The 5785-nt window shown below is 60.9% G+C and carries 5 protein-coding genes and 1 pseudogene; 2 read left to right on the top strand and 4 right to left on the bottom strand.

The window, feature by feature from the left end; genetic code table 11:
- Both AC3IFE_RS19040 and AC3IFE_RS19035 read right to left on the bottom strand, forming a co-directional pair.
- Positions 1-343: pseudogene (locus AC3IFE_RS19040) on the bottom strand (ATP-grasp domain-containing protein); the annotation flags it as partial.
- A gap of 47 nt (positions 344-390) precedes the next feature.
- Entirely contained in the window at positions 391-1581 is a 1191-nt protein-coding gene (locus tag AC3IFE_RS19035) for a KamA family radical SAM protein (RefSeq protein ID WP_301737454.1), read from the bottom strand.
- Positions 1582-2653: 1072 nt separating this feature from the next.
- Here AC3IFE_RS19035 and AC3IFE_RS19030 point away from each other — a divergent pair.
- The gene (locus AC3IFE_RS19030; RefSeq protein WP_301737453.1) at positions 2654-3271 is read left to right on the top strand and encodes a LysE family translocator; all 618 of its coding nucleotides are present in this window, start codon (positions 2654-2656) and stop codon (positions 3269-3271) included.
- Positions 3272-3381: 110 nt separating this feature from the next.
- Positions 3382-3630 carry a hypothetical protein gene (locus tag AC3IFE_RS19025; RefSeq protein ID WP_301737452.1) on the top strand — a complete coding sequence of 83 codons (249 nt, stop codon included), beginning with the start codon at positions 3382-3384 and terminating at the stop codon, positions 3628-3630.
- Between the two features lie 132 nt (positions 3631-3762).
- Here AC3IFE_RS19025 and AC3IFE_RS19020 read toward each other — a convergent pair whose 3' ends face one another.
- On the bottom strand, positions 3763-5121 hold the full coding sequence (locus AC3IFE_RS19020) for an MFS transporter (RefSeq protein WP_301737451.1): 1359 nt from the start codon (positions 5119-5121) through the stop codon (positions 3763-3765).
- 210 nt (positions 5122-5331) lie between these two features.
- Positions 5332-5718: a 4-carboxymuconolactone decarboxylase gene (gene pcaC, locus AC3IFE_RS19015; RefSeq protein ID WP_089468856.1), complete on the bottom strand. Its 387-nt coding sequence runs from the start codon at positions 5716-5718 to the stop codon at positions 5332-5334.
- Positions 5719-5785: the final 67 nt, after the last annotated feature.

Here is a 5785-nt window from a genome sequence, read left to right as displayed (position 1 = left end):
GAGAATGGACTCGGCCGGTTATCCGGCAAACGTCGGCGACCACCGCGCCCACCTCTCCATGGGCCGACGCCTGCCCCGCATAGCAAAAGACGGCCTTCACGTCATAGTGCGCGTCCAGACGCTCGAGCAATCTCAGCAGCGACTCGACGGAAAGCGAATCGAGCCACCACGTGTCGTCGCGCGCCCCGCCTGCATCGCCGTCCGTCGGCACGTGCCGGCGCACGACGGCCGTGAGGCACGCGAGACCCATCTTGCGAGCGACCTCGAAGTGATAATCCCGATAGCTGGTCAACGACAGCAAGGAGCCCTCGATTTGCACAAATAAAACCGCGTCTTGTCGCATCTTTTCACCTGGATGAGAAATCAGTCCGCACACCGCTCAAGGCCCGTTCAGTTGTCGATCCAGTCGCACGTTTCGCCCTGCCAGTTGACGAACCGGTAGATGCGTTGTTCGCCGGTTTCTACAAACTGCGGGATGTCGCCCTGGCCTTCGAACAGCGGCACCGTAAACTTCCCTTTCGCATGAGGCAGCACATACTCGGGCATCGCAACGTTCGAAACGCGCCGCTTCAGTCGGTTCATGATGCGGATGGCGTCGCGGATCGAAGCCTTGTAGACCGACGCGCCCGGCGAGAACGGCATGAAGTGATACAGGTAGTACGGTTTGACGCCGTGGCGATACAGTTCGATGAAGAGCCGATGCAGCGTCTCCTCGTCGTCGTTGATGCCGCGCAGGAATGGCATGTTGGAAAATACGATCGGCACCGCCGACCGAATCCGCTTCACTGCGTCCGTGAAGGCCGGACTGAGTTCGTCCGGATGGCAAACGTGAACGCCGAATGCGTTCACCCGATGCCGTTCGAGCATTGCGACCAACTGATCGGTGACCCTGTACGGATTGAAGGTGAGCGATCTGGAGTGAATCCGGATCAGGAGATCGCGTCCGACGTCGCGCAGGGCGGACAGATGCTCGTCGAGCTTGGCGTCGGAGAGCATCAGCGGGTCGCCGCCGCTCAGAATAACTTCCTCGATTGCCGGATTCTGCTTGATATAGGCCACGCTTTCGCCGAACGTGTCCCGGCTGGCGTTGGTCTTTTCGCTATTGACTTCAAGTGTGCGGAGCGCCTCGAAGCAGAACTGGCAATACGAATTGCACGTGTTGACCATGCGCAAAATGACGCGATTGTCGTACTTGTGCTGACAGATCGGCGTCTTCATTTCATGCGCCAGCTCCCAGTTTTCCGATTCGCCATCGTATCCTCCGACGATTTCGTCACTCCAGAACGGAACGACCTGACGCCATAGCGGATTCCGGACAATGTCGGCGTCGGTGTCGCCGTGCGATTCGCGAATCAAGCGGAGGTAATAGGGCGTGATCTGTAGCTTGCGGCCGTTCAGGTTGTTTTGAATGTGCGAACTCAGTTCGTCCGACCAGCCCCCGCAGGCCTCGCGTAGCGATGCTTCCTCTCGGATGGTGTTTCGTTGCTGCCAGCGCCAGTCGCGCCATTCGGCAGACGCGACATCAAAAGTCTGATAGTTGTCCGAATATTTTTTATCGCCACCAGAATTTCCAATCAACATTTTACTCATTCCTCTCTAAACCAAAGAAATGCGATCAACGTATCGTTTCGCTCATGAGTTCAACACGGCCCATGATCCGAGCGCCAGATAGAAAACCATCGACACCACACTCAACCGGAATACGGCCCATACAACACTGCAAAATGCAAATCCATCAAACCATGAAAACACCGGCCACGGGATACCTGAAATATCCCATCGGGCCATGTCGTCGATATAGCTACGCGATGCAGAAATCCCAAGCCACAGTACGGCCCAACAAAGAAATATGGACGCAACTCTGCTCAGCCTACTCACGAATATGGAGAGGCATCGATTAAATACTTCGCAGCAGTTTATTTACTTTCGCTTCAGCATGCGAAAACGACAGTTCCCGCTCGATCGCGATTCATGCGAGCTATTACACCCGGCAAGACATTTCGCTGCGGCGACCGGGCCAAAGGAGTTTGAAAGATTTCCCGTTCTGGATATAAGCATTCCCGATTCGATGAGTCTCAATCCTAAGTTAACAAATTTAAGTAGCGCAAGAAAAATTTCACCGGCCATCCATAACAGTCCCTTCCCACGTGTCTACTTTTCCGGACGCCTCTGTCGTGCTTTCAATTGGGAAACACACATACAGCTCGCATTTTTACAATTACCCATCGACATCATTCGATACTTAAGGAATCGCGCACCTCGTAAAAACATCAGGTTTAACGCACGCCTAGAAAATAGAATATTTAGCCTATCCCAAATTTTGGAAATACTCGTCGTCGATGCTGCTTTGAATAAGCCTAATATCGAGCTCATCAGGGCATGATTTCTTACAGTTTGATAGGCAAGTTGCCCACCTTTCGTAAATGCGGGTGTGCGTGGATAGGCCGGACGCGTGTCGCAACGCGCCGGAAATGTAGATACGTTCGTCGCGAATGAAGAGCGAGTATCCCTGCTGCGCGAGCCCCTTTCGTACACACAAAGTGATTCGACGCCCCCGTACCGGCATTTGCCCACTCAACTGTACCGGTACCGTACAGAAAACCGTCGCTAAACTGATCTCCATCCCAGCCTCGAACCGAATGGAGAATCCGCGATGGAATTCCTCACCCTCAGCGCGCTGCCTGCCGGCATGCTGTTTGCGCTCGTCACGTCGATCACGCCCGGCCCGAACAACACGATGCTGCTCGCGTCCGGCGTCAATTTCGGTTTCCGCCGCACGATGCCGCACCTGTTCGGCATCAGCATCGGCGTCGCGATCCTGATGCTCTGCGTCGGTTTCGGCCTCGGCGAAGCATTCAAGCGCCTGCCGCTGCTGTACACGATCCTCGAAGCCGCGAGCGTCGCGTATCTGCTGTACCTCGCATGGCGCATCGGCACGTCGGGCGAAGTAAAGGCGCACGGCGCCAAGCCGCGGCCGATGACGTTCATCGAAGCCGCCGCGTTCCAGTGGGTCAACCCGAAGGCGTGGATGATGGTGCTGACGGCCGCGACGACGGTCCAGTTGTCCGCCGACTACGGGATGAACGCCGCGTGGATGTCCGTCGTGTTCATCCTGATCGGCTTCCCGTGCATCTGCCTGTGGGCCGCGTTCGGCCTCGGGCTGCGGCGCTTCCTGTCGAATCCCCGCGCGCTGCGCATCTTCAACGTGACGATGGCCGCGCTGCTGATCCTGTCGCTGTACCCGCTCGTCGCCCATCTGCTGCCGCAGTGAGCGCTCACGAGCGCGCCCGTTGAGCTTCACGGAATGCAGGCGTACCCTTTCGGTACGGGCGCGTGCAACCGTTTCGGCGGCTGCACCGCTGCTCTGCATGGAGATTGCTGATGAAGCCAATGCTGAGAGCAGGCGAGCACATCGAAGGCATGCACTGGATCGCCGAGTATCACCCGGTCACGCACGACATCCGCGTGCTGCGCGAGAACATCGAAGTCGGCACTTACTGCGCGCCGCCGACGCTGTTCGGCGACGAGGAGGAAATGGGCGCCGCGAACCGCGACGATCATCGCCGCCGGGAAGCGGCGTTGCGCGCGTATCTGCGCAACTTCGTCAAGGAACACGACGCGGAGGAGTAACGGCGCGATGGCCGGAATGTCGACGGGCCGCGAAGGCGGCCCGGTCTGGCGTCGTGCGTCGGTCGATCTGCTTGCAACCGACTTGAATCCGTCAGGCAGGGAGCCGGCGCACCGCACCGGCCTGCCGGCCACTCAGTGCCCGAGCGACTCGATCTTGCCCGCCGGCTGCGCGACGCCATGCGGCCGCGCCATCTGCTTGATCAGCAGCGCGGCGCAGGCCAGCACGCCCGCGACGGCGATCGTCGCGAACACCCCCGCGAACGAGAAGTGCCGGCGCGTCAGCTCGGCGACGAGGAACGACCCCGCGATCCCGCCGAAACGGCCGACGCCGAGCATCCACGCGACACCCGTGCCGCGCCCTTCGGTCGGATAGAACGCGGCGGCGAGCGCCGGCATCGACGATTGCGCGGTGTTCATCAGCACGCCGGCCACGAACACGACCAGCACCAGCAAGCCGACATTGCCGGCCGCCTGCCCGATCGCATACACGCTCACCGCCGTCAGCGCGTAGCACACGGCGATCACGCGGTTCGCGTTGAAGCGGTCCATCAGCACGCCACACAGCACGGCGCCCACGCCGCCGAGCGGGAACAGCGCGGAGATCAGCGTCGCGCTCTTCGGCGTCAGGCCCGCATCCTTCAGCAGAATCGGCATCCAGTTGATCGACGCGTAGAAGATCACGAGGCCCATGAAGTACGCGAGCCACAGCATCACCGAGCCGACGATGTACGAGCGCGACAGCACGACCCCGAGGCCCTTGCCGCCGGTCTGCGGCGCGACTTCGGTCAGCGCGAACGAGCCGGCGTTCAGCGCGTCGCGCGAGATGCGGGCGAGCGTGGCGCGGATCTTGTCGATGGACTGGCCGCTCGCGACCATGAAGCGCACCGACTCCGGCATCTTCAGCAGCAACAGCACGCCGAGCAGCAGCGGCGTCACGCCGCCGAGCATCAGCACGCTGCGCCAGCCGAAATGCGGAATCATCCATGCGGCCAGGAAACCGCCGAACGCGGCGCCGAGCGGAAAGCCGCAGAACATCAGGTTGATTACGGTCGCGCGGCGTTTGTCCGGGCAGAATTCGCCCATCATCGTGACCGCGTTCGGCATCGCCGCGCCGAGCCCGACGCCGGTCACGAAGCGCAGGATGGTCAGGTGCCCGATCGTGTTCGAGAACGCGGACATCAGGCACGCGACGCCGAACAGGAACACCGAGCCGAGCAACAGCGAGCGGCGACCGAGCCGGTCGGACAGCGGGCCTGACACGAGCGCGCCGCACGCGAGGCCAAACAGCGCGGCGCTGAGCACGGGCGCGAGATCGGGTTTGGTGAGGTTCCATTCGCCGAGCAGCGACGGCGCGATGAAGCCGATCGCGGCCGTATCGAAGCCGTCGAGCAGCACGATCACGAAACACATGAGGAATACGAGCCATTGAAAACCGCCGAACGGCTGCTCGTTGATGAAGGTCTGGACATCGACCACGGGTGTGCGATTCATCGCTTGTCTCCTTGTCGGCCGGCGTGGGCGCGTCAGCGCGCGATCCGGTCCCATCCAACATTGATATAGATGCAACACGCGCGGCCTCGTGGCCGCGCCTTTCCTTCGTTCACGCACCGATTCGCTGCCGGTGCGCGCGTTGATCGTCACGGCTCGCCAGCATCGGCGAGCCGCGCGGTCGGATCACTGCTGGCGCTTAACCTGCCGCGCCTACGCGGCCCCATCCTGTTCCTTGAAGATCTTGTCCGCGAGATGGAACGCGGAATTCGCGGCCGGCACGCCGCAATAGATCGCGGTCTGCAGCAGCACCTCCTTGATCTCGTCGCGCGTCACGCCATTGTTGCGCGCGGCACGCAGGTGCAGCGCCAGTTCCTCGCCGCGGTTCAGCGCGACCATCATCGCGATGGTCAGCAGACTGCGCGTATGGCGCGGCAGCCCGTCGCGGGTCCAGATCTCGCCCCATGCATAACGCGTGATCAGGTTCTGGAACTCCTCCGTCACCTCGGTGCGGTTCTCGAGCGAACGGTCGACGTGCGCGTCGCCGAGCACCGCGCGACGCACCTTCATCCCTGCTTCATAACGTTCCTGGTCGTCCATCGCCGTGCCTCATGCAGTCAGGAAATCGAGCAGCGCGCGGTTGAAACCGTCGGTGCACTCGATGTTC

Source organism: Burkholderia sp. APQ4-4ca (assembly GCF_057837105.1).
Note: the sequence above shows the minus strand (reverse complement) of the source record. Positions and strands in the feature narration are given on the sequence as shown.

Excerpts from the sequence above, each read along its gene's own strand:
- AC3IFE_RS19035 (WP_301737454.1), bottom strand. The coding sequence starts at position 1,581 with ATGTTGATTGGAAATTCTGGTGGCGATAAAAAATATTCGGACAACTAT.
- AC3IFE_RS19030 (WP_301737453.1), top strand. The coding sequence starts at position 2,654 with ATGGAATTCCTCACCCTCAGCGCGCTGCCTGCCGGCATGCTGTTTGCG.
- AC3IFE_RS19025 (WP_301737452.1), top strand. The coding sequence starts at position 3,382 with ATGAAGCCAATGCTGAGAGCAGGCGAGCACATCGAAGGCATGCACTGG.
- AC3IFE_RS19020 (WP_301737451.1), bottom strand. The coding sequence starts at position 5,121 with ATGAATCGCACACCCGTGGTCGATGTCCAGACCTTCATCAACGAGCAG.
- pcaC (WP_089468856.1), bottom strand. The coding sequence starts at position 5,718 with ATGGACGACCAGGAACGTTATGAAGCAGGGATGAAGGTGCGTCGCGCG.